This window comes from Pseudomonas sp. PS01270 (assembly GCF_029959775.1).
GTDB classification, from domain to species: Bacteria; Pseudomonadota; Gammaproteobacteria; order Pseudomonadales; family Pseudomonadaceae; genus Aquipseudomonas; species Aquipseudomonas atacamensis.
This window is the reverse complement of record NZ_JASCPT010000046.1, coordinates 1-21,167: the sequence shown is the minus strand read 5'-3', so window position 1 is coordinate 21,167 and position 21,167 is coordinate 1. Positions and strand designations below refer to the sequence as shown.

Sequence of the window (21,167 nt, the reverse complement as noted above, 5' to 3'; positions counted from 1 at the left end):
GGTGCCGATCATTCCCACGCTCCGCGTGGGAATGAATCCCGTGACGCTCTGCGTCACGAAGGACGCGGAGCGTCCCTGGCTGCATTCCTTTGCTCCGCGTGGGAACGATCATTGAGGTGGCTTCATGACACAACCCAAAGACCTGCTCATCATCGGCGCCGGCATCCTCGGTCTGTCCCACGCCTATGCCGCTGCCAAACGCGGCCTGAAAGTCGCGGTATTCGAACGCACCGCCACGCCCCTTGGCGCTTCGGTGCGCAACTTCGGCCAGGCGCTGGTGACCGGTCAGCCGCCCGGCATCATGCTCGAACTGGCCAAGGCCAGCCGCGAGATCTGGGGTGACTGGGCGCAACTTGCCGGCCTGCAGGTCAAGCGCAACGGCTCATACCTGTTCGCCCGCAGCGAGGCCGAAGAACACCTGCTCGAAGCCTTCTGCGCCGGCCGCGCGGTCGAGCATGGCTACAACGTCGAGCTGCTGCGCGGCGCGGCGTTGCGTGATCTGTATGGCGGCCAGTTCAGCCATCACCGTGCCGCGCTGCACGGTGTCGATGATCAGCAGCTGTACTCGCGCGAAGCGATTCCGGCGCTGATCGATTATTTGCGCCGCGACCTGGGCGTCGAGTTTCACTTTTCCACGCTGGTGCGCGACGTCGAGCCGGGGCGACTGCGCAGCACTGCCGGTGAGTTCTGCGCCAAGCAGATCATCGTCTGCTCCGGCCACGACTATCAGACCCTACTGGCCGAGCCGATTGCTGCGCTCAATCCGCAGATCTGTCGTCTGCAAATGCTGCGGGCCAAACCGCAGGTCGATCTCAATCTGCAACACGCCGTGCTCACCGGCCTGAGTTGCGTGCACTACGGCGCTTTCGCCGATCTGCCGCAAGCCGCAGCGGTGCAGGCGCAGATCCTCCGTGAACAACCGCAACTGCACGCTAACGGCATTCACTTGCTGATCAGCCCGACACCGTATGGCGAACTGATCATCGGCGATTCGCATCATTACGGCAGCGATGCGTCACCGTTCAACGCCGAACAGGTCGACGACTGGATGCTCGAACTTGCCGAGCAGACGCTGGGCTGCCAGGTGCAAGTGGTCGAACGCTGGCAGGGCGTCTATGGTTCTCGGGGGCCAGGGCCGTTTTCATTCCTGCGCCCGGCACCGGGCCTGAGCGTGGCGCTGATGCACACCGGCGTCGGCATGAGCGTCGGCCCGGCGCTGGCCGAACGCAATATCGCGCAATTACTGGAGGAGGCATGAATCACGAACAGGTGATCGCCCGGGTGTTCGGCCTGTATGAACGCTTCGGCGCCAGCGATTACATCGGCGAACCGGTGTCGCAGCTCGAGCACATGTCCCAGGCCGCAGAACTGGCCATGGCTGAAGGCTGTGACGATGAAGTGGTGCTGGCGGCGTTCTTTCATGACATCGGCCATTTGTGTGCCGAGGGCGCGGAAAACATGGGCGGTTATGGCGTGGTCAGCCATGAACGGCTCGGTGCCGATTATCTGCGTGAGGCAGGTTTCAGCGAGCGGCTGGCGCGACTGGTGGAATATCACGTTCAGGCTAAACGCTATCTGACCTTGCGCGAGCCGGGGTATTACGCGCGGTTGAGTGAGGCGAGTCGCAGGACGCTGGAATATCAGGGCGGGGTAATGAGCGCGGCTGAGGCGGATGCGTTTGCGGCTGATCCGTTGTGTGCGCTGAGTTTGCGCATGCGGCGCTGGGATGAGTTGGCGAAGGAGGTTGCGGTGCCGCTGGTGGATCTGAGTGTGTTAAAGCGCAAGGCTGAGAAATTGTTGTCGACTGAGTGATTGCAGCCCTCACCCCAGCCCTCTCCCGGAGGGAGAGGGAGCTGATCTCCATGCTTTTCAAACCTGAGTTCGACTGGATATCTCAGGTCGGTGTATGACCCAAGAGCAACACAGTCGGCCCCCTCTCCCTCCGGGAGAGGGCTGGGGTGAGGGGGTAGCGATCTAAAGCTCAAGCACCCGATCAACCAACGCCTCAACCTGCTCCTGCCTTTCCGCCTGATTCAACTTCGCCTGCGGATTGAGCGACGACCACTGCGGATGCGCGCGCGCCTTGTTCAGCGCTTCCGGCAACTTGCCTTCGCGCCAGGTCTTGTCCACAGGCGTGGCCACCTGAATGCTGTCCATCGCCGCATGCCCACGCTGATCGAGTGCCAGCAACAACTGGCGCTGGCGCAACGCCAACAGGCGCAGCACGGCGTCATCCACCGTCAATTCCCGCTGGCCTTTGATCTTGCCGAGCAGGCGACTGCCATAACTGCGCGCGGTTTGCAGCGCACCGCCGGCAATCGCGCCGGCCAACGCCGCCGCGCCGAGGGTAATCCCGCCGACCAGCAAATCCACGCCGGCCCCGGCCGCTGCACCGGCAGCAATGCCGCCGCCGACGCGCACGCCGAGTTGCTTCAGGGTTTCCGGGTTGAACAGATCATCGCCCCAACGCCCGTCGAGCAGCGGCAAGTCGCTGGCCGCCGCGTCCTGCGGGCGAAACGCGTAGAGCTTGAGCAACGCCTCGACGCACTTCTGCTCACGCTGGCGTACGGCTTTGCGCAGCTCGCTGATCGCCTGCTGTTCCTGCTCGGCTTCGCTGACCACACTGCGCCGGCACGCAGCGCAGTCGATCAGCAATTCGGCAATCAGGCGTGCGGCGCTTTGCTGACGGGCGAGGCGCTGCGCCTGCTGGTCGGCGACCAACCGCTCCAGTTGCGGCCGGGCGTTTTCCAATAGCAGGGCGAGGCTCTCGTACAAGCGCCGCTCGCCATCTTCGGGCGGTGCGACGCTGTCGAAACGTACCAACGCATGCAGCCCCAACCGCGCCAGCGCTTCACGCCAATCGGGTTCGCGATGGTTGGCGCTGCTGACGAAATTCAGCACCGGCAGCAGGGGCTTGCCGCAACTGGCGAGCACTTCCAGCTCGTCGCGATACTTGGCCAGCACCGGTTCGCGGGCGTCGATCACATACAGACCGGCATCGGAGGCCAGCAGTTGTCGCAGTACCTTGGCTTCCTGTTCGAAACGCTGGCGCGCCTCGCTGCCGTCGAGAAACCGCGCCAGTCGTGCCGGGCCGTCGAGGCGTTCGCCGGGGCGCTCCAGACGTTCGAGAAAATCCAGCAGGGCGATCGCATCTTCCAGCCCCGGCGTGTCGTACAGATCGAGCAACGGCTCGCCATCCACCGACAACCGCGCGCCTTCGACATGCCGGGTGGTGCTCGGCCGGTGCGAGACTTCGCCGAAGTCGACATCGCGGGTCAGCGTGCGCAGCAGCGAGGTCTTGCCGACATTGGTATGGCCAACCACTGCCAGTTTCAGCGGTGCCTTGCGTGCATCAGTCATGTCCGCTCTCCAGCCAGTTCATCGGCGCGCAATCGGCAAACGGCAGGTTCAGTTGTTGCAGCGCCGCGTGCCAGTCACCCAGACGTTGCCCGTCCAGCGCTTCGCCAGGCGGCGCTTGCAGCAGCCAGATGCGAGTGGCGCCGGCATTGCGTGCGAGTTCGGCGATCAATGCGAGGCTGCCGCGATCCGGCGAGCGTCGTGGATCGCAGGCGATGGCCAGCCGCGCCGGCGGGAAGCGACTGAGTTGTTCGAGCAGTTTGTGCCGCGATTCGCGACTGTCGAGGATGCCCGCGTTGCTGACGTTTCTCGGCAGCGCGGGTGGCCATGGGCGCTGTTCGTCCAACTCGATCGCCACCAGCAGCGCGCCTTCACTGGCCAGTTCGCCGACGTTGCTTTCGACGCGATGCAGTTGCGCCGGCTCCGGGTCGTTGACGCCGAGGCGCTCGCTGGTCGGCATCAGCCTTTCGCGCAGTTGCGCGTAGCCGGGCAGATTCAGATCCAGACGCAGCGCGGCTTTGCCGCTGTTCCAGCGCCACAGGCAGAACAGCGCGAGCAGCAGGCGCGGCAGCACGCCGTAGACCACCAGCACACCGACCAGCCAGGTCGCCCAGGCCTGTCGTGCGCTTTCAATATCCAGTGCGCCGGCGCCGCTGGCGCGGATCATTTCCTCGGTCGGCACATTGAAGCCGAGCAGCGCCGGCAGATAGCCGAGGGCCTGGGTGACGTGAATAAAGGTGTCGGCACCGAGGATCGTGGTTTCCCAGACAAAGCCGTAGCGCCGCGTGGCCATCAGGGTCAGCAACAGAATCAGCGCGCTGAGCATCGCCAGCAGCCACAGGCCATTGACCAACGCGCCGAGCGCCCAGCGGTTGAGTTTCTTGCGTTGCAGCAGCAACAGCAGGGCCGGCGGCAGTTGCGCGGCTTTGGCATCGCGGGCGAATTTTTCGCTGAGCCACAGCCACAAGCGCCCGAGGGTGGCGCCGTGTTCGCCTGCGAAAATCAAGCCCAGCGCCCAACTCAGCAGCAAAATCAGATTGATCCCGAGCAGACTGCCCAGCGCCCAGAACACATTCACCGGCGTCTGGCCAAGTGCGGCGAAAGCCAGACCGGCACCGCTGAGCACGGCGAAAATCATCAACAGCACCAGCGCCAGACGCGCGCCTTGCAGCCAGTGCTTGAGCGCGGCGGTGAGCCCGTCGCGCTCGGCCAGCCATAGCGCCCGGCGCGCAATGCGGCTCGGCAGATCGCCGCCAGCGGCGCGGGCCAGACGATTGGCTTCCAGGTCATCCAGCGGCCCCGCGTGTTCTTCGCGCAGGCGGATGGTTTCGCTGAGCCAGAGGTTTTGCAGTGGAGTCAGTTCAGTCACGCGGCGTCCCGTCGCTAAATCGAGCGCTGAGCATAACCGCTGTGGCGCTTATCGGGGTAAGCGCGGCTCTGGTATCCTCGCTGGCATGATTAAATCACTGCCCCTCAGCCTGATCGCAGCCCTCGGTGAAAACCGCGTGATCGGCGTCGACAACAGCATGCCCTGGCACTTGCCGGGGGACTTCAAATACTTCAAGGCGACCACGCTCGGCAAGCCGATCATCATGGGTCGCAAGACCTGGGATTCGCTCGGCCGGCCGCTGCCGGGGCGCTTGAACATCGTGATCAGCCGCCAGACCGATCTGCAACTCGAAGGCGCCGAGGTCTATCCGTCGCTGGAAGCCGCCGTGGCCCGCGCCGAGGAATGGGCGAAAGCCCAGGGCGTTGATGAGCTGATGCTTATTGGCGGCGCGCAGTTGTATGCGCAGGGACTGGCGCAGGCCGATCGTCTGTACCTGACCCGCGTGGCGCTGAGCCCGGAAGGCGATGCGTGGTTTCCGGAGTTTGATCTGAGCGAATGGAAGCTGGTGTCGGATGTTGAAAACCCGGCGGTTGAAGATAAACCCGCGTACAACTTCGAAGTCTGGGAGCGCGCATGATCGTTCCCACGCTCTGCGTGGTAACGCCTCAGGGGACGCTCCGCGTCCAGTGACGCGGAGCGTCACGGGCTGCATTCCCACGCAGAGCGTGGGAACGATCCTTTGAAACTATGCCTGGGCCAACTCTGCGTGTTCATCGGCATCCAGCAGCGCTTTATCCGTCTGCTGCATGACCTGACTGGTAATCGCCCCGGCGGTAATCGAGCCACTCACGTTCAACGCGGTGCGGCCCATATCGATCAGCGGCTCGACCGAAATCAGCAGGGCCACCAGTGACACCGGTAAGCCCATCGCCGGCAGCACGATCAGGGCGGCGAACGTCGCGCCGCCACCGACCCCGGCGACACCGGCCGAGCTCAACGTGACAATCGCCACCAGCGTCGCGATCCACAGCGGATCCAGCGGGTTGATGCCAACCGTTGGTGCGACCATCACGGCCAACATCGCCGGGTACAGGCCGGCACACCCGTTCTGGCCGATGGTCGCACCGAACGAGGCAGCGAAACTGGCGACCGACGACGGAATACCCAGGCGGCGGGTCTGCGCTTCAATGCTCAGCGGGATGGTCGCCGCGCTGGAGCGACTGGTGAAAGCAAACGTCAGCACCGGCCAGATCTTGCGGAAGAAGCGCAGCGGGTTGATCCCGGCGGCCGACACCAGCACGCCGTGCACGACGAACATCAGGCCCAGGCCGATATACGAGACCACGACGAAACTGCCGAGCTTGATGATGTCCTGCAGGTTGGAACCGGCGACCACTTTGGTCATCAGCGCCAGCACGCCGTACGGGGTCAGCTTCATCACCAGACGCACCAGACGCATCACCCAGGCTTGCAGGGTGTCGATGGCGTTGATCACTTTCTGACCTTTCTCGACGTCATCCTTGAGCAGCTGCAACGCAGCAACCCCAAGGAACGCGGCGAAGATCACTACGCTGATGATCGAGGTCGGCTTGGCCCGGGCCAGGTCGGCGAACGGGTTCTGCGGAATGAACGACAGCAGCAGTTGCGGCACATTCAGGTCGGCAACCTTGCCGGCGTAGTCGTTCTGAATGGTTTGCAGGCGCGCCATTTCCTGAGTGCCGGCGACCAGACCTTCAGCGGTAAGGCCGAACAGGTTGGTCAGGCCGATGCCGATCAACGCCGCGATGGCGGTGGTGAACAGCAGCGTGCCGATGGTCAGGAAACTGATTTTGCCCAGCGACGAAGCGTTGTGCAGGCGGGCGACGGCGCTGAGGATCGAAGCAAACACCAGCGGGATCACGATCATTTGCAGCAACTGCACGTAACCGTTACCCACCAGATCGAACCAGCCGATCGAGGCTTTCAGCACCGGGTTGCCGGCACCGTAAATCGTGTGCAGGGCAACGCCGAACACCACGCCGAGGACCAGTGCAAGCAGGACTTTTTTCGCCAGGCTCCAAGTGGTGTGGCGGGTTTGCGCCAGACCGAAGAGCAGGGCGAGGAACACCAGCAGGTTGAGAATCAACGGTAGATTCATGAGAACTCCAGTAAAGACTGTGCCAACAGCCGTCCGGGGCTGCTGCGAACCGGAAAGCCTAACAGCTTGATTTGCAATGATTTAATACCGAAATGGCAGGGCGTCCGTCGTTTTTGGAATAAGCGCGTGTCGCTGTCGGTAATGCAACTGACGCGCAGGGGACGCAAGCGGTCGCTGACAGGCGAGGGTTGTCACACTGATTTGTTAGCGTCGAACTCTTTGCATCGGGGAGTAGCGCTATGAAAATTGCACGCACGTTGTTGGCTGTAGCACTGGCGGCTGGCCTCGCCGGCCAGGCATTGGCCACGGACCTCAAGCATTGGCCGGCAGATCAGGCCAAGGCGCTGGACGCGATGATCGCTGCCAACGCCAACAAGGGTAATTACGCGGTGTTCGACATGGACAACACCAGTTACCGCTACGACCTCGAAGAATCCTTGCTGCCGTTCATGGAAAACAAGGGCCTTATTACCCGCGACAAGCTCGACCCCTCGCTGAAACTGATGCCGTTCAAGGACACCGCCGAGCACAAGGAAAGCCTGTTCAGTTATTACTACCGGCTCTGCGAAGTCGACGACATGGTCTGCTACCCGTGGGTGGCGCAGGTGTTCTCCGGCTTCACCCTCAAGGAGCTCAAGGGCTACGTTGACGAACTGATGGCTTCGGGCAAACCGGTGCCGGCGACGTATTACGAAGGCGATGTGGTGAAGAAACTCGACGTCAATCCGCCGAAGATCTTCACTGGCCAGCAGGAGCTGTATAACAAGCTGATGGAGAACGGCATCGAGGTTTACGTGATGACCGCCGCTTCAGAGGAACTGGTGCGTATGGTCGCGGCGGATCCCAAGTACGGTTACAACGTCAAACCGCAGAACGTCATTGGCGTTTCACTGCTGCTCAAGGATCAGAAGACCGGCGAGCTGACCACTGCGCGCAAACAGATCACTGCTGGCAAATATGACGAGAAGGCCAACCTCGGCCTGGAGCTGACGCCGTACCTGTGGACCCCGGCAACGTGGATGGCCGGCAAGCACGCAGCGATCCTGACCTATATCGATGAATGGAAAAAACCGGTACTGGTCGGCGGCGATACCCCGACGAGCGACGGTTACATGCTGTTCCACGATGTCGATGTGGCCAAGGGCGGCATTCACTTGTGGATCAACCGCAAGGACAAGTACATGACGCAAATCAACGGCATGATGGCCAAACACGCGGCGGCCCAGGCCAAGGAAGGCTTGCCGGTGACGGCGGACAAGAACTGGGTGATCGTCAAGCCGGAAGAAATCCAATAAAAGCAGCTGATAGCGGCAAGCTACAAGCCGCAAGAAAAAGCAAGGCGGCTCTTGCTTGCAGCTTGGCGCTTATTTGATCGTTCCCACGCTCTGCGTGGGAATGCAGCCCGTGACGCTCCGCGTCACTGGACGCGGAGCGTCCCTTGAGGCGTTCCCACGCAGAGCGTGGGAACGATCACCTTTGCTTGCAGCTTGCAGCTTGCAGCTTGCAGCTTGCAGCTGTAGCTGCCTCAAATCCCGTCGAGCATCGCCTTGTTGCGCACCGCGCCTTTATCTGCACTGGTCGCCAGCAGGGCGTAGGCCTTGAGGGCGGTGGTCACTTTGCGTGGGCGCACCTCGACCGGTTTCCAGCCTTTCTTGTCCTGCTCGGCGCGGCGTGCCGCCAGTTCTTCGTCGCTGACCAACAGGTTGATCGAGCGGTTCGGAATGTCGATCAGCACCTTGTCGCCATCCTGCACCAGACCAATCGCGCCACCGGCCGCAGCCTCTGGCGAAGCGTGACCGATCGACAGGCCGGAAGTACCGCCAGAGAAACGCCCGTCGGTGAGCAGCGCGCAGGCTTTGCCCAGGCCTTTGGATTTCAGGTAGGACGTCGGGTAGAGCATTTCCTGCATGCCCGGGCCGCCTTTCGGGCCTTCGTAGCGAATGATGACGATGTCGCCTTCCTTCACTTCGTCGGCGAGGATGCCGCGCACGGCGCTGTCCTGGCTTTCGAAAATCTTCGCGTTGCCTTCGAAGACGTGGATCGACTCATCAACCCCGGCGGTTTTCACCACGCAGCCGTCCTGCGCGATATTGCCGTACAGCACGGCGAGGCCGCCTTCTTTCGAATAGGCGTGCTCGAAGCTGCGGATGCAGCCGTTTTCACGGTCGTCGTCGAGGGTTTCCCAACGGGTCGACTGGCTGAACGCAGTCTGGGTCGGAATGCCCGCAGGGCCTGCCTTGAAGAAGTGATGCACGGCTTCGTCGCTGGTCTGGGTGATGTCCCACTTGGCGATGGCTTCTTCCATGCTGCGGCTGTGTACGGTCGGCAGGTCGGTGTGCAGCAGGCCGCCACGGGCCAGCGAACCGAGGATGCTGAAAATGCCGCCGGCGCGGTGCACGTCTTCCATGTGGTACTTCTGGATGTTCGGTGCGACTTTGCACAGCTGTGGCACGCTGCGCGAGAGACGGTCGATGTCGCGCAGGTCGAAATCGATCTCGGCTTCCTGGGCGGCTGCGAGCAAGTGCAGGATGGTGTTGGTCGAACCGCCCATGGCGATGTCGAGCATCATCGCGTTTTCGAACGCCTTGAAGTTGGCGATGTTGCGCGGCAGCACGGAGTCATCGTTCTCGCCGTAGTAACGCTTGCACAGCTCGACGATGGTGCGACCGGCCTGGAGGAACAGCTGTTCGCGGTCGCTGTGGGTAGCCAGAGTCGAACCGTTGCCCGGCAAGGCCAGACCCAGTGCTTCGGTCAGGCAGTTCATCGAGTTGGCGGTGAACATGCCGGAGCACGAACCGCAGGTCGGGCAGGCGCTGCGCTCGTACTCGGCGACTTTCTCGTCAGAAGCGCTGGAGTCGGCGGCGATTACCATGGCGTCGACGAGGTCGAGGCCGTGGGAAGCGAGTTTGGTCTTGCCCGCTTCCATCGGGCCACCGGAAACGAAGATCACCGGGATGTTCAGGCGCAGCGCGGCCATCAGCATGCCCGGGGTGATCTTGTCGCAGTTGGAAATGCACACGATGGCGTCGGCGCAGTGGGCATTGACCATGTACTCGACGGAGTCGGCGATGATCTCGCGACTCGGCAGCGAATACAGCATGCCGTCGTGGCCCATGGCAATGCCGTCATCGACAGCAATGGTGTTGAATTCCTTGGCCACGCCACCGGCGCGTTCGATTTCGCGGGCGACCAGTTGACCCAGGTCCTTCAGGTGCACATGCCCCGGGACGAACTGGGTGAACGAGTTGGCGATGGCAATGATCGGCTTCTTGAAGTCGTCATCTTTCATGCCGGTGGCGCGCCACAGTGCGCGGGCGCCGGCCATGTTGCGGCCGTGGGTGGATGTTTTCGAGCGGTAATCTGGCATGGAGCACTCCGGGCGGCTAATCACGTACTAAAGGGGAGTGAGCTTCTGTTGACCTCTGAAACACCCGAAAAATGGCCGTGTGTCCGGAAGCTGCCGATGACGTTGCGGGATCGCCGCTGGTCTCAGCCTGAGCTCATAAACCCGCCGGGGATGAATGGCGATGAATGAGGCGATTCTACACCGCTGGCGTCGCGAGGGAATGGCGCAAAGCGTTGTTCCCCCGTTGAAGAGGCACGCGGGATGACGACTGGCAGGATCAGTGGTCGCCTCCCGGCATCACCGGATTGCTGCGCAGATTGCTGACGCGACGGCCAATCACGCTGTTGAGCAACAGCGATACGCCGCTCAGCACCACGAAGCCGTAACCCAGCGTCGCTTGCAGGTTGGCCGGGCCGAGGCTGATCAAGGCGCTGACCAGCCCGCCACAGATAAAGATGATGGTGCTGCCGGCGGACGCCGATGCGCCGGCATTTTCGGCGAACAGGCTCATGGCGCGGGAGGTGGCCGGTGGTCTTGAAATGGTCGTGCCCACCGTGCAGATCAGCATCGGAATCAGCACCGTCGCCGCTGACAGATCATGATTGGCCGCCAGATAGAGCATCACCAGCCCCGAGAGCAGGATCAGACTCAGCCCGGTGAAAATCTGCTGTTGCGCATTGATATGCCGATTCAGCACGCTGGCGAACAGGCCGCCAAAGACATAGGCGGCGCCGTAGATCAGCAGGATCAAGGCGAAATCGTAAGGTGCCATCTGCAGCTGCTCCATGAAGATCAGCGGGGAAATGACAATGAAGGAAAAGTGGCAGGCGAAAGCGAATGCGGAAATCAGCCAGCAGCCGACGAATTCGAAATTGCTCAGCACCAATCTGTAGGGCTTTATGAAACCCCCATGTGGCCCATTCTGAACGGGCCGGCTGTTATCGAGCAGCCGCCACGTCTTCACCAGAACCACGGCGGCCAAGGCGATGAACACCCAGAAGCTGCCGCGCCAGCCGAGCGTGGCCTGCAGAAACGTGCCCGCCAATGGTGATACCGAAATGAAGATGCCCGTGGCGGTGACCATCAGGATCCGCAGGCGATCACGCTCGTTGCCTTCGAACAGATCCTGCACCAGTGCCTGGGACAGCACGAAGCAACCGCATCCCAGCGCCTGCATCACCCGGAAAATCAGGAACAGCGTGTAGTCATTGCTCAGCACGCAGCCCAGTGCGCCGAGCAGCGACACGCTCATGCCGGCAAGCAGCAGACCTTTGCGCCCGATCACATCGGACAACGGGCCGATCAATAACTGGGCAAATGCGATGCCCACGGCAAACAGACTGATCGACAGGGCGATGTCGTTTGACGATCGGCCAAAGTGGGCTGCCAATGCCGGAAAGGAAGGCAGCAGCACATCCAGCGGAAACACGCCAAGCAGGATCATCGCCAGCAGCAGGCTGATTGCTCCGCGCTGCTGTCGGCGGGTGGTTGCACGGCTGTGTTTATCCATCGATCAATCCTGCTTTGGCGAAGAGTGTCTGGTTATGGGGCAATGCAAAGAAGCCGGCCTTGTGCAGGGCCTCCACAGTAGGCTTGCAGCCAGCGCGTGCACGAGCGCGGTTGGCCTGCACCGTTACCGTGCTGCCGACAATCTCCATCACGTCGATCTCGGCGATACCGGCCGAACGCAGGCTTTGTTGCAGCCAGCTTTCATCCGCTTCGAAGAAGATGGAAATGATCTCCACGAGGGTCTTGCTGGCGAACAGGCGCTGACGACTGTTCATCGCAATCCAGAAATAATGGAAGGCTTCGGCGAAATAACGGCTGTGCCGGGCTTCGTCGGCAAGGTGATCACGCAGCATGTCGTTCACGCTGGACACCAGCGTGTCGCGGCAGACCTCCAGCAACTCGCGGGCAATGATCGTTTCCGAGACAAATCCCAGCAGGAACCAGGCCAGAGCGCGGTTTTTCTCCGGCGTGCGCGCGATCAAGGCGTTCATGCGGCTGATTCGCTTCGGAATGACCGGACGCCGGGTGATGCTGTAATACGCAGCGATCTGCTCGGCAATCTGGTTGGAAAACAGCGCGTGGTAGCCCTCGTCGGTATACAGCTGCAGTGCCGCATGTTTCATCGGCAGCGGTATGTAGATGGGCAGTTCGCGGTGCGCGATGACTTCCACGGCGCGGTTGACGATGCGGTGTTCGAGCAGGGTGGTGTAATCGAGGAAATACACCAGATGATTGGCGGTAAGGCGGTGCAGGGTTTCGCGACCCTTGGCCTGGATGGCCGGATGCGCCAGATAGGGCACGAAGGCCGGGGGGAACCAGTAGCGGGTTTGCAATTGCTGCTCGACATCGCCCGGTAAACGGTAGTCATGGGTACTGCTGCGTACCGATGCACGGCTCTCCCAGTCTGGAAGCGTGAATTTCAGCGACCATGACACCGGGGCTTCGCTCTCGTCCATCGCCGTGGGAATCATGACTGTGCTCCGCTGAGCAGATCACGCATTTCCTGGCACATGGTGTGACCATCGCTTTCGCCGCAACCGACAAAGAACAGCGGTTGCTCGGCGCTGCCGGCGATGCCGAGCAGGATTTCAACCTGTGCATCGGCAAATGCGCCGGTCAGCCAGGTGTTCAGCCCCAGCGTTGTTGCTACCAGTTGAAAGGTTTGCGAGAGATGACCGGCCTCGATGAATGCCATGCGATAGGCGCGCGAGTGTTCGTACTTCCACCAGAGACGATCAAACCTGGCGGTGATGAACACGCCCAGCGGCAGGTTGTTGATGAAGTGCTGGCCGCCGAGCAATTGGCCCAGTTCCGGATCCGGCAGCGCATTGATCCGACTCAGAGCGTGTTCGGCAGGGTGGTAGGCGTAGATGCCGGGTTCCAGCCCGCTGACATTTTGCGCCAGGACAAATCCCTCACAGGCGTTCAATCCGCCGCCGGACGGGCAGCTCCGGCGGGCCTCGAGACCCGGCGCGACCGGATCGGCGTGGGCATCTTCGCGCGGGGGAAGATAGCCAAGGGTCAGATAGAGCAGCGTGCCGACCTCGTTCAGTGTCACCGCGGCACCGGTGTAGGAACGACAGGTTTTGCGCCTCATCAGGGCCTGAGTCAGGCTGTCATGATTAATGGCGCCCGGTACGGGCAGGGTAATCAAGGGCTGCACTGATCGCGGCGCCCGGGTGTCTGCAGGTTCTGGCTTCGCCAGCACTTCGCTGCAGTGCGCCAGATATTGCCTGGACCACTCGTGAATATTCCGAGGCGTATGTGCGCAAGGTATATTTTGTGTGCCGATGTGATAAATCTTCGATAGTTCATCCCAGCCCCAATCCGGGGTGTCTATTTTTGAAGTTGTTAGTATGCCTGCGTCCAGAAGTTGTCTATCTATTATGTTATTGGGGTCAAATATATCAGGGTTGTGTATAAGGCTGGCGAGGCGATGGGAGTATTCAAGATCAAGTTCGTGTTGAGTGTGGTTCTTGTAGTTCCAGACTACTTGTCCGGGCGGGCGCGGCAATATAAAAAGAAAAGGATTGATATACATGGGTTCAGATCACTCAGGAAAAGTCTGATGGACGCCAGAGTGCCGGCACTCTCCGGCGTCCAGGCTACTTAGCGGCCGGTGGCTGCAACCAGAAAGGCCAGGTTGGCGAGTTTGTCTGTTTCGAGATAAATGGTTTTCATGATGTGAACTCCTTGTTCGTTGGTAGTTGAGTCGCTTCGTTGCGACAACTTCATATTAGTTTGTAATCGAATATTGGCAAGCGGATATTAAGTAGGAATATTCCAGTAATTTTGTCGGAGTGATCTTTTGCAGGAGGCTTACTGTGTAGGTTTAATTTCCATGTTTTACAGGCATGACGAAACTTCCTGCAAGGCGGCGAGAAAGAAGTTGTAGGAAGAGGGCAGGGCACTCATGTCGAGTGTGAAAAAAACGGGGGGAGGGCGCGCAAAAAAAAAGGGGAGCTCAGTGGCTCCCCGGTGTTCAAGCGCAATCAGCTGTTGGGCAGCAGACGGCAGGTGATGCTTTTGATGTAACGGGTTTCAGCGATGGCCGGATGCACCGGATGATCCGGACCCTGACCGCCACGCTCGAGCATCTGGATATTGCGGTCCAAGTGACGGGCGCTGGTCAGCAGGATGTTCTGCAGATCATCTTCCGGCAGGTGCATGGAGCACGAAGCACTGACCAGAATGCCGTCCTTGGTCAGCAGGCGCATGGCTTGCTCGTTGAGACGACGGTAGGCGCCTTCGCCGTTCTTCATGTCTTTCTTGCGTTTGATGAAGGCCGGCGGATCGGCAACGATCACGTCGAAGCGTTCTTCGCTGGCTTTGAGTTCCTTCAAGGCTTCGAAGACGTCGCCTTCGATGCAGGTCATCTTGTCAGCGAAGCCGTTCAGCGCGGCGTTGCGCTCGACGCCGTCGAGGGCGAATGCAGAGGCGTCGACGCAGAACACTTCGCTGGCGCCGAACGCAGCGGCCTGCACGCCCCAGCCACCGATGTAGCTATAGAGATCAAGTACGCGTTTGCCCTTGGCGTAGGGTGCCAGGCGCGCGCGGTTCATGCGGTGATCGTAAAACCAGCCGGTTTTCTGCCCTTGAATGACCGGCGCTTCGAACTTGACGCCGTTCTCTTCCAGCGCGACCCATTCCGGTACCAGACCGAACACGGTTTCGACGTAGCGGTTGAGGCCTTCGGCGTCGCGGGCGGCGGAGTCGTTCTTGAACAGGATGCCGCTTGGCTTGAGCACCTGGGTCAACGCGGCGATCACGTCGTCTTTATGCGCTTCCATGGTCGCCGAGGCGATCTGCACCACAAGAATGTCGCCGAAACGATCGACCACCAGACCCGGCAGCAGGTCGGAGTCGCCGTAGACCAGACGATAGAACGGCTTGTCGAACAGACGCTCGCGCAACGACAGTGCGACATTCAGGCGATGCACCAGCAGCGACTTGTCGAGGGCCAGTTTGATGTCGCGCGACAGCAGGCGCGCGCAGATCAGGTTGTTCGGGCTCATGGCGACGATGCCCAACGGCTTGCCGCCAGCGGCTTCGAGCACCGCCTGATCGCCGGCCTTGAAGCCGTGCAGAGGCGTGGCGGCCACGTCGATTTCGTTGCTGTAGACCCACAAGTGGCCGTTGCGCAGGCGACGGTCGGCGTTGGCTTTGAGGCGCAGGCTAGGCAGGGACATGACGTCGCTCCGGAAAAAAGAGCGGGAGTATAGCGTGTTGAGGTTTGCGCAGGGCTGAGGATGCGATGAAACGCTGATGATGCCTTCGCGAGCAGGCTCGCTCCCACAGGTGAACACCAAACCATTGTGGGAGCGAGCCTGCTCGCGAAAGGATTTCGGCGCTTACGCAGCCAGTGCGTCAATCAGGGCCTGACTGAACGCCGGCACATCATCCGGCTGGCGGCTGCTGATCAGGTTGCCGTCCTTGACCACTTCCTGGTCGACCCAGTTGACCCCGGCATTGACCAGATCGTCCTTGACCGTTTTGTAGCTGGTCATGGTCTTGCCATTGACCAGCCCTGCGGAAATCAGCAGCCAGCTGCCATGACAGATCACGGCAATCGGCTTGCCCGCCGAAGCGGCAGTCTTGACCAGATGCTGAGCATCCTGATCGATACGGATGGTGTCGGAATTCTGCACACCGCCGGGCAGCAGCACGGCATCGTATTGATCGACGCTCACAGCCTGGAAAGTGTTGGTGACGGGGAAGTCGTCCGCCGGTTTGTCATGGTTCCAGCCTTTGACCGTGCCAGCCTCGGCGGAAAGGATATCGACCTGCACGCCGGCCTGCTCCAGGGCATCCTTGGGGCCGGTCATTTCGACCTGTTCGAAACCATCGGTAACCAAAATAGCGACGCGTTTGCCATTGAGGGAAGTTGCCATCGGTAAGCTCCTGAGTCTGTGGAGATTTTGCCTTCGCAGCGAACCGTTGAGGTCCGATGCGCCCTACAGATTCCGAAGCCTGGGCACAGATGAAAGTTCCGGCGATGTGCCCATCGGTGTGTCGCCCTGCGGTTTCAGCGGTTAGAATCGCCGCCTGCCCCGGAGTGTGTACTTATGTCCCAAGAGCTGACCACCGAACAGATTCAACAATCGCTGCAAGGCATCAGTGTGCCGGCGCAACCGCAGATCATGGTGGATCTGCAAATGGAGCAGTACATGCCCGACCCGGACCTGGAGGTGATCGCCAAACTGATCTCTCAGGACCCCGGTCTGTCCGGCGCGCTGCTGAAAATCGTCAACTCGCCGTATTACGGCCTGAGCAACAAGATCACCTCGATCCAGCGTGCGGTGAACCTGTTGGGCAGCCGTTCGATCATCAACCTGATCAACGCGCAGTCGATCAAGGGCGAGATGAACGACGACACCATCGTCACCCTCAACCGTTTCTGGGACACCGCGCAGGATGTGGCGATGACCTGCCTGACCCTGGCCAAGCGCATCGGCACCCAGGCCGGTGACGAAGCCTATGCGTTGGGCCTGTTCCACGATTGCGGCGTGCCATTGATGCTGCAGCGTTTCCCCAATTACATGACCGTGCTGGAAGAGGCCTACGCCAGCGCCAGCCCGGAATGCCGCGTGGTCGATACGGAAAACCGTGTGTTCAACACCAACCACGCCGTGGTCGGTTACTACACCGCCAAGTCCTGGCGCCTGCCGGAGCATGTCAGCGCCGCCATCGCCAACCACCACAACGCGCTGGCGATTTTCAGCGACGAATCGTCGAAGAACAGCCAGCTGAAAAATTTGCTGGCGATTCTGAAAATGGCCGAGCACATCTGCGCCTCTTATCGCGTGCTGGGCAACCAGAGCGAAGATTTCGAGTGGAGCGCGGTGGGCCCGCTGGTGCTCGATTACGTCGGTCTGTCGGACTACGACTTCGAAACACTCAAACAAACGATTCGCGACCTCGGCGCGCATTGATCCGAGGACACCATGCCTGAACTGCCGGAAGTCGAAACCACCCGTCGCGGGATCGCCCCGCACCTGGAAGGCCAGCGGGTCAGCCGGGTCATCGTCCGCGACCGGCGCCTGCGCTGGCCGATCCCCGAAGATCTCGATGTGCGCCTGTCCGGGCAGCGCATCGTGCTGGTGGAGCGGCGCGCCAAGTACCTGTTGATCAACGCCGAGATCGGCACACTGATCAGCCATCTGGGCATGTCGGGCAATCTGCGTCTGGTCGAGGCCGGGTTGCCGGCGTTGAAGCACGAGCACGTCGATATCGAACTGGAATCGGGTCTGGCCCTGCGCTACACCGACCCGCGACGGTTCGGCGCGATGCTGTGGAGCAACGACCCGCTCAATCACGAACTGCTGATTCGCCTTGGGCCGGAGCCGCTGACCGATCTGTTTGATGGCGAGCGCCTGTTCCAGCTGTCACGCGGGCGCTCGATGGCGGTCAAGCCGTTCATCATGGACAACGCGGTGGTGGTCGGGGTCGGCAATATCTATGCGACCGAAGCGCTGTTCGCCGCCGGCATCGATCCGCGCCGCGAAGCCGGGGGCATTTCCCGCGGGCGTTACTTGAAACTGGCAATCGAGATCAAACGCATCCTCGCCGCCGCCATCGAGCGTGGCGGCACGACGTTGCGCGATTTCATTGGCGGTGACGGTCAGCCGGGATACTTCCAGCAGGAACTGTTTGTCTACGGCCGGGGAGGGCAGCACTGCAAGGTCTGCGGCACCGGATTGCGCGAAGTTAAGCTCGGCCAGCGCGCCAGCGTGTTTTGCCCGCGCTGCCAGACCTGAAAAAATCCTTCGGTCTATAGTGAGAAGTCTTACTGCTAAGCCCGAAGGATCGTGCCATGAAAGTCCTGCAAGTCTTCTTCGTCACGCTGCTGTTGTGTTCCAGCCTGGCCGTTCAGGCCTCGGAAACCGGCAGCGGTGATCCGCGTTACACCATTCAGAATCCCCCGGCCTACGCCATGCTTGGCGACCTGCTGATTGCCCGACCTTTGCTGGTGGTGGCCACGGTGATCGGTGCGGGAGCGTTTGTGGTGTCGTTGCCGTTTACCGCACTGGGCGGCGGTGTTGGCGATGCCGGTCAGGCGCTGGTGGTCGACCCGGCGAAAGCGGCGTTTGTGCGGTGTCTGGGGTGTACAGGGGAGGGGTTTGAGCAGCGCGAGTGAGCTGATCGGGTTTCAGTGGTGTGGCTGATGGCCCATTCGCGAGCAGGCTCGCTCCCACATGGGTTTTGGTGTTCACACAAATTTGTGTTTCACCACAGACTCTGTGGGAGCGGGCTTGCCCGCGATGGCTTCGGTACAGGCGCTGAAGTGATCAGGCCTTGCCGGTGATCTTGCGGTACTTTTCCATCAACTGTTCTTCAGTCTCCGGATGGGCTTCGTCCAGTGGAATGCAATCCACCGGGCAGACCTGCTGGCACTGCGGCTCGTCGTAGTGGCCGACGCACTGGGTGCACAGGTTCGGGTCGATCACGTAGATCTCTTCGCCTTGGGAAATGGCGGCGTTCGGGCACTCGGGTTCGCAGACGTCGCAGTTGATGCAATCGTCGGTGATGATCAGGGACATGCTAACTCCAGCCGGGGCGGCAGGCCCGGGCGCTATAAATCAATGCGCGCAATTGTGCCGCATTGGCGCTCGCAGTGCACGCGGGGGCGATCAAGGGCACGAGACTGCAATCTTTAAAAGCAAAGATCGCAGCCTGCGGCAGCTCCTACTTTTTAAAGCGCAGGGTCAGCGCGTCGGCCACGGCCGGGTGGACGAACTTGCTGATATCGCCGCCCAGCGCAGCAATTTCCCGCACCAGCGTCGAGGAAATGAACGAATAACGCTCCGACGGCGTGAGAAACAGGCTCTCCACATCCGGTGCCAGTTGGCGGTTCATGTTGGCCAGCTGGAATTCGTATTCGAAGTCCGACACCGCACGCAGACCACGCAGGAACACATTGGCGTTCTGCTCTTTGGCGAAATGCGCGAGCAGCGTCGAGAAACCGACCACTTCCACGTTCGGCAGGTGTTTGGTGACCTCGCGAGCCAGTTCGACCCGTTGTTCCAGCGGGAACAGCGGGTTCTTTTTCGGGCTGGCGGCGACCGCAATGATCACGTGATCGAACAGGCGCGAGGCGCGTTCGACCAGATCGCCATGGCCCTTGGTAATAGGGTCGAAGGTACCTGGGTACAACACTCGGTTCATCGCGTCGTCCTGGCGGGAGTCCGTTGGGGAGTCGGATGGTATCGCAGCCTTCCCGGTCGGCCAAGTCGCCTGTTGGGTAAGAAAGCACTATAGACGATAGGAATATTCTGCTTTTTCATGGATTTTTCAGTCGGTCAGCCAAGGCTGTCGCCAGTTGCGCGGTCAGGCCATACACCGACAGCTGCGGGTTGGCGCCGATGCTGGTGGGGAACAGCGAGCCGTCGTGAATCGACAGATTGCGCAGTTGATGATGGCGACCGAGGCTGTCGGCGACCGCGCTTTGCGGATCTTCACCCATCGCACAACCACCCATCACATGGGCGCTGCCGAGTCGCGTGCGGTACAGCTCCAGGCTCAATCCATCGATCATTGAGCGCGCCTCGGCCAGTGTCTTCACATAGCGGCCGTCGGCGTGCATCGGCATCACCGATTGCGCGCCGCCGGCGAACTGGATTTCGGCCATGACGTGAAAGGCCCGGCGCAAACCGTCCCATGCGTATTGCGAAACCTGATAGTCGAGGACCGGCGAGCCATCACCGCGCAGCTCCACCGAGCCACCGCTGCTGTCCGGGTGAAAGCCATCGCGCAGCAGCGCCAGCATCGCGTGGGTGTGCGGCAGGTCGGCCATGTGCTGGGCGTTCTCCCGGCCGAAACCACCCAGCAGCGTGGCAGCCAGCGCCGGGTGCAGCGGCGGCACTTCGAGTTTGAAAGCCATCGGCCCGGTGGTGCCGTCCTTCCACTGAAAATGGTCGGAATAAATCGACTGCGGCGCGCCGTAGAACGGATTGACCACCTCGGCGAAACGCGCGGCGGACATGTTCACCGGGTGCAGAAAGGTGCGCTTGCCCACGCGCTCATGCGGATCCGGCGCGTCGGAGCGCAGCAACAGCGCCGGGCTGTTGATGCCGCCGCCGGCCAGCACATAATGCCGCGCCTTGACGCTGATGCTGCGCCCGGTCGGCTCGACACAGCGCTCGTCCATCGCCACGCAATGCAGGCCGGTAACCTTGTCGCCGCTGATCAGCAGCTTCTCCACCCGCGCCAGATACAGCAGCTCGCCGCCCTTTTCCAGCGTCGCCGGGATGGTCGTGACCATCATCGATTGCTTGGCATTGCTCGGGCAGCCCATGCCGCAATAGCCAAGATTCCAGCAACCGCGAACGTTGCGCGGGATCACGTGCCAGCTGTAGCCGAGTTGCTCGCAGCCTTTGCGGATCACATCGTTGTTGGCATTGGGCGGCACCATCCACGGCGCGACCCCGAGGCGCTGCTCCATTTTTTCGAACCACGGCGCCATCTCTGCCGGACTATGGCCTTTGACGTTGTGCTCGCTGGCCCAGTGTTCGAGGGTCGGCTCGGGCGTGCGGAAGCTCGAGGTCCAGTTGATCAGCGTCGTACCGCCGACCGCGCGGCCCTGCAGGATCGTGATCGCGCCGTCCTTGCTCATGCGCCCGATGCCTTCCTGATAGAGGCTGCTGTAGGCCTCGTCTTCGAGCAGTTTGAAATCCGAACTGGTTTTCAGCGGGCCTTCTTCGATCAAAAGGACTTTGTAGCCGGCCGCGCTGAGGATCTCCGCCGTGGTGCCGCCGCCGGCGCCACTGCCGATGATCGCCACGTCGGCTTCGAGGGTGAGGTCGTCGCTCAGTTGCGCGCCGTTGTAGGTTTTCCAGCCTCGGGCGAGGCCTTCGCGGAAGGGATCGGGTACGGGCATCGGTCAGGTTCTCTTTATTATTCTGGATGCGGGTGTGTGTGGCGGCTGGCCCCTTCGCGAGCAGGCTCGCTCCCACAGGGGAATGCATTTCAAATGTGGGAGCGAGCCTGCT

Annotated in this window: 19 protein-coding genes; 7 read left to right on the top strand and 12 right to left on the bottom strand. The window is 61.3% G+C overall.

The annotated features are described in order from the left end of the window. The first annotated feature begins 124 nt into the window (after nucleotides 1-124). Nucleotides 125-1,258: a TIGR03364 family FAD-dependent oxidoreductase gene (locus tag QMX86_RS14750; RefSeq protein WP_122748339.1), complete on the top strand. Its 1,134-nt coding sequence runs from the start codon at nucleotides 125-127 to the stop codon at nucleotides 1,256-1,258. Then, complete coding sequence (locus QMX86_RS14745) at nucleotides 1,255-1,812, top strand: phosphonate degradation HD-domain oxygenase (RefSeq protein WP_282384517.1); 558 nt, start codon at nucleotides 1,255-1,257, stop codon at nucleotides 1,810-1,812. Before QMX86_RS14750 ends, QMX86_RS14745 begins: the two co-directional genes overlap by 4 nt. 162 nt (nucleotides 1,813-1,974) lie before the next feature. On the opposite strand, the gene QMX86_RS14740 is transcribed toward QMX86_RS14745, so the two are convergent. Both QMX86_RS14740 and QMX86_RS14735 read right to left on the bottom strand, forming a co-directional pair. Further along, nucleotides 1,975-3,360: a GTPase/DUF3482 domain-containing protein gene (locus QMX86_RS14740; RefSeq protein ID WP_282384518.1), complete on the bottom strand. Its 1,386-nt coding sequence runs from the start codon at nucleotides 3,358-3,360 to the stop codon at nucleotides 1,975-1,977. Beyond that, nucleotides 3,353-4,726, bottom strand: a complete 1,374-nt coding sequence (locus QMX86_RS14735; protein WP_282384519.1) for a DUF2868 domain-containing protein — start codon at nucleotides 4,724-4,726, stop codon at nucleotides 3,353-3,355. The genes QMX86_RS14740 and QMX86_RS14735 overlap by 8 nt, the downstream gene beginning before the upstream one ends. An 85-nt stretch (nucleotides 4,727-4,811) precedes the next feature. Here QMX86_RS14735 and QMX86_RS14730 point away from each other — a divergent pair, with 85 nt between their 5' ends. Further along, the gene (locus tag QMX86_RS14730; RefSeq protein ID WP_282384520.1) at nucleotides 4,812-5,324 is read left to right on the top strand and encodes a dihydrofolate reductase; all 513 of its coding nucleotides are present in this window, start codon (nucleotides 4,812-4,814) and stop codon (nucleotides 5,322-5,324) included. Nucleotides 5,325-5,432: 108 nt separating this feature from the next. On the opposite strand, the gene QMX86_RS14725 is transcribed toward QMX86_RS14730, so the two are convergent. Beyond that, nucleotides 5,433-6,824: an L-cystine transporter gene (locus tag QMX86_RS14725; RefSeq protein ID WP_282384521.1), complete on the bottom strand. Its 1,392-nt coding sequence runs from the start codon at nucleotides 6,822-6,824 to the stop codon at nucleotides 5,433-5,435. A 239-nt stretch (nucleotides 6,825-7,063) separates the two neighbouring features. Here QMX86_RS14725 and QMX86_RS14720 point away from each other — a divergent pair, with 239 nt between their 5' ends. Continuing rightward, nucleotides 7,064-8,119: a phosphorylcholine phosphatase gene (locus QMX86_RS14720; RefSeq protein WP_024014685.1), complete on the top strand. Its 1,056-nt coding sequence runs from the start codon at nucleotides 7,064-7,066 to the stop codon at nucleotides 8,117-8,119. A 230-nt stretch (nucleotides 8,120-8,349) separates the two neighbouring features. On the opposite strand, the gene ilvD is transcribed toward QMX86_RS14720, so the two are convergent. The 6 genes from ilvD to QMX86_RS14690 all read right to left on the bottom strand — a co-directional run bounded on the left by ilvD (nucleotide 8,350) and on the right by QMX86_RS14690 (nucleotide 16,070). Beyond that, nucleotides 8,350-10,191, bottom strand: a complete 1,842-nt coding sequence (ilvD, locus tag QMX86_RS14715) for a dihydroxy-acid dehydratase (RefSeq protein ID WP_016772696.1) — start codon at nucleotides 10,189-10,191, stop codon at nucleotides 8,350-8,352. A 256-nt stretch (nucleotides 10,192-10,447) separates the two neighbouring features. Next, complete coding sequence (locus tag QMX86_RS14710; protein ID WP_122748343.1) at nucleotides 10,448-11,680, bottom strand: MFS transporter; 1,233 nt, start codon at nucleotides 11,678-11,680, stop codon at nucleotides 10,448-10,450. Then, nucleotides 11,673-12,650, bottom strand: coding sequence for a diiron oxygenase (locus QMX86_RS14705; protein ID WP_071172201.1), 978 nt, complete (start codon nucleotides 12,648-12,650; stop codon nucleotides 11,673-11,675). The genes QMX86_RS14710 and QMX86_RS14705 overlap by 8 nt, the downstream gene beginning before the upstream one ends. Further along, nucleotides 12,647-13,720 carry a SagB family peptide dehydrogenase gene (locus QMX86_RS14700; RefSeq protein WP_130928191.1) on the bottom strand — a complete coding sequence of 358 codons (1,074 nt, stop codon included), beginning with the start codon at nucleotides 13,718-13,720 and terminating at the stop codon, nucleotides 12,647-12,649. The genes QMX86_RS14705 and QMX86_RS14700 overlap by 4 nt, the downstream gene beginning before the upstream one ends. A 451-nt stretch (nucleotides 13,721-14,171) precedes the next feature. Next, nucleotides 14,172-15,368 (bottom strand): class I SAM-dependent rRNA methyltransferase, encoded by a 1,197-nt coding sequence (locus tag QMX86_RS14695; RefSeq protein WP_016772700.1) that lies wholly within the window; start codon nucleotides 15,366-15,368, stop codon nucleotides 14,172-14,174. 162 nt (nucleotides 15,369-15,530) lie between these two features. Continuing rightward, on the bottom strand, nucleotides 15,531-16,070 hold the full coding sequence (locus tag QMX86_RS14690) for a type 1 glutamine amidotransferase domain-containing protein (protein WP_071172203.1): 540 nt from the start codon (nucleotides 16,068-16,070) through the stop codon (nucleotides 15,531-15,533). 228 nt (nucleotides 16,071-16,298) lie between these two features. On the opposite strand from QMX86_RS14690, the gene QMX86_RS14685 reads away from it, so the two are divergent. From QMX86_RS14685 to QMX86_RS14675, 3 genes are read left to right on the top strand one after another with little or no spacing between them, the layout of a single operon-like run. Then, complete coding sequence (locus QMX86_RS14685) at nucleotides 16,299-17,111, top strand: HDOD domain-containing protein (RefSeq protein ID WP_160769650.1); 813 nt, start codon at nucleotides 16,299-16,301, stop codon at nucleotides 17,109-17,111. 12 nt (nucleotides 17,112-17,123) lie between these two features. Continuing rightward, nucleotides 17,124-17,936 (top strand): bifunctional DNA-formamidopyrimidine glycosylase/DNA-(apurinic or apyrimidinic site) lyase, encoded by an 813-nt coding sequence (gene mutM / locus QMX86_RS14680; protein WP_016772703.1) that lies wholly within the window; start codon nucleotides 17,124-17,126, stop codon nucleotides 17,934-17,936. 56 nt (nucleotides 17,937-17,992) lie between these two features. Next, the gene (locus QMX86_RS14675) at nucleotides 17,993-18,316 is read left to right on the top strand and encodes a multidrug transporter (RefSeq protein ID WP_076564452.1); all 324 of its coding nucleotides are present in this window, start codon (nucleotides 17,993-17,995) and stop codon (nucleotides 18,314-18,316) included. Nucleotides 18,317-18,467: 151 nt separating this feature from the next. On the opposite strand, the gene QMX86_RS14670 is transcribed toward QMX86_RS14675, so the two are convergent. From QMX86_RS14670 to QMX86_RS14660, 3 genes are all read right to left on the bottom strand, one after another. Continuing rightward, nucleotides 18,468-18,719, bottom strand: coding sequence for a YfhL family 4Fe-4S dicluster ferredoxin (locus tag QMX86_RS14670; protein ID WP_003195146.1), 252 nt, complete (start codon nucleotides 18,717-18,719; stop codon nucleotides 18,468-18,470). 145 nt (nucleotides 18,720-18,864) lie between these two features. After that, on the bottom strand, nucleotides 18,865-19,344 hold the full coding sequence (gene coaD / locus QMX86_RS14665) for a pantetheine-phosphate adenylyltransferase (protein ID WP_003229157.1): 480 nt from the start codon (nucleotides 19,342-19,344) through the stop codon (nucleotides 18,865-18,867). 115 nt (nucleotides 19,345-19,459) lie between these two features. After that, nucleotides 19,460-21,055, bottom strand: a complete 1,596-nt coding sequence (locus tag QMX86_RS14660; protein WP_130929022.1) for a GMC family oxidoreductase — start codon at nucleotides 21,053-21,055, stop codon at nucleotides 19,460-19,462. Nucleotides 21,056-21,167 lie beyond the last annotated feature (112 nt).

Bases quoted from the DNA above. Each gene is read 5' to 3' on its own strand.
- QMX86_RS14750 (WP_122748339.1), top strand. From the start codon at position 125: ATGACACAACCCAAAGACCTGCTCATCATCGGCGCCGGCATCCTCGGT.
- QMX86_RS14745 (WP_282384517.1), top strand. From the start codon at position 1,255: ATGAATCACGAACAGGTGATCGCCCGGGTGTTCGGCCTGTATGAACGC.
- QMX86_RS14740 (WP_282384518.1), bottom strand. From the start codon at position 3,360: ATGACTGATGCACGCAAGGCACCGCTGAAACTGGCAGTGGTTGGCCAT.
- QMX86_RS14730 (WP_282384520.1), top strand. From the start codon at position 4,812: ATGATTAAATCACTGCCCCTCAGCCTGATCGCAGCCCTCGGTGAAAAC.
- QMX86_RS14725 (WP_282384521.1), bottom strand. From the start codon at position 6,824: ATGAATCTACCGTTGATTCTCAACCTGCTGGTGTTCCTCGCCCTGCTC.
- QMX86_RS14720 (WP_024014685.1), top strand. From the start codon at position 7,064: ATGAAAATTGCACGCACGTTGTTGGCTGTAGCACTGGCGGCTGGCCTC.
- ilvD (WP_016772696.1), bottom strand. From the start codon at position 10,191: ATGCCAGATTACCGCTCGAAAACATCCACCCACGGCCGCAACATGGCC.
- QMX86_RS14710 (WP_122748343.1), bottom strand. From the start codon at position 11,680: ATGGATAAACACAGCCGTGCAACCACCCGCCGACAGCAGCGCGGAGCA.
- QMX86_RS14705 (WP_071172201.1), bottom strand. From the start codon at position 12,650: ATGATTCCCACGGCGATGGACGAGAGCGAAGCCCCGGTGTCATGGTCG.
- QMX86_RS14700 (WP_130928191.1), bottom strand. From the start codon at position 13,720: ATGTATATCAATCCTTTTCTTTTTATATTGCCGCGCCCGCCCGGACAA.
- QMX86_RS14695 (WP_016772700.1), bottom strand. From the start codon at position 15,368: ATGTCCCTGCCTAGCCTGCGCCTCAAAGCCAACGCCGACCGTCGCCTG.
- QMX86_RS14690 (WP_071172203.1), bottom strand. From the start codon at position 16,070: ATGGCAACTTCCCTCAATGGCAAACGCGTCGCTATTTTGGTTACCGAT.
- mutM (WP_016772703.1), top strand. From the start codon at position 17,124: ATGCCTGAACTGCCGGAAGTCGAAACCACCCGTCGCGGGATCGCCCCG.
- QMX86_RS14675 (WP_076564452.1), top strand. From the start codon at position 17,993: ATGAAAGTCCTGCAAGTCTTCTTCGTCACGCTGCTGTTGTGTTCCAGC.
- QMX86_RS14670 (WP_003195146.1), bottom strand. From the start codon at position 18,719: ATGTCCCTGATCATCACCGACGATTGCATCAACTGCGACGTCTGCGAA.
- coaD (WP_003229157.1), bottom strand. From the start codon at position 19,344: ATGAACCGAGTGTTGTACCCAGGTACCTTCGACCCTATTACCAAGGGC.
- QMX86_RS14660 (WP_130929022.1), bottom strand. From the start codon at position 21,055: ATGCCCGTACCCGATCCCTTCCGCGAAGGCCTCGCCCGAGGCTGGAAA.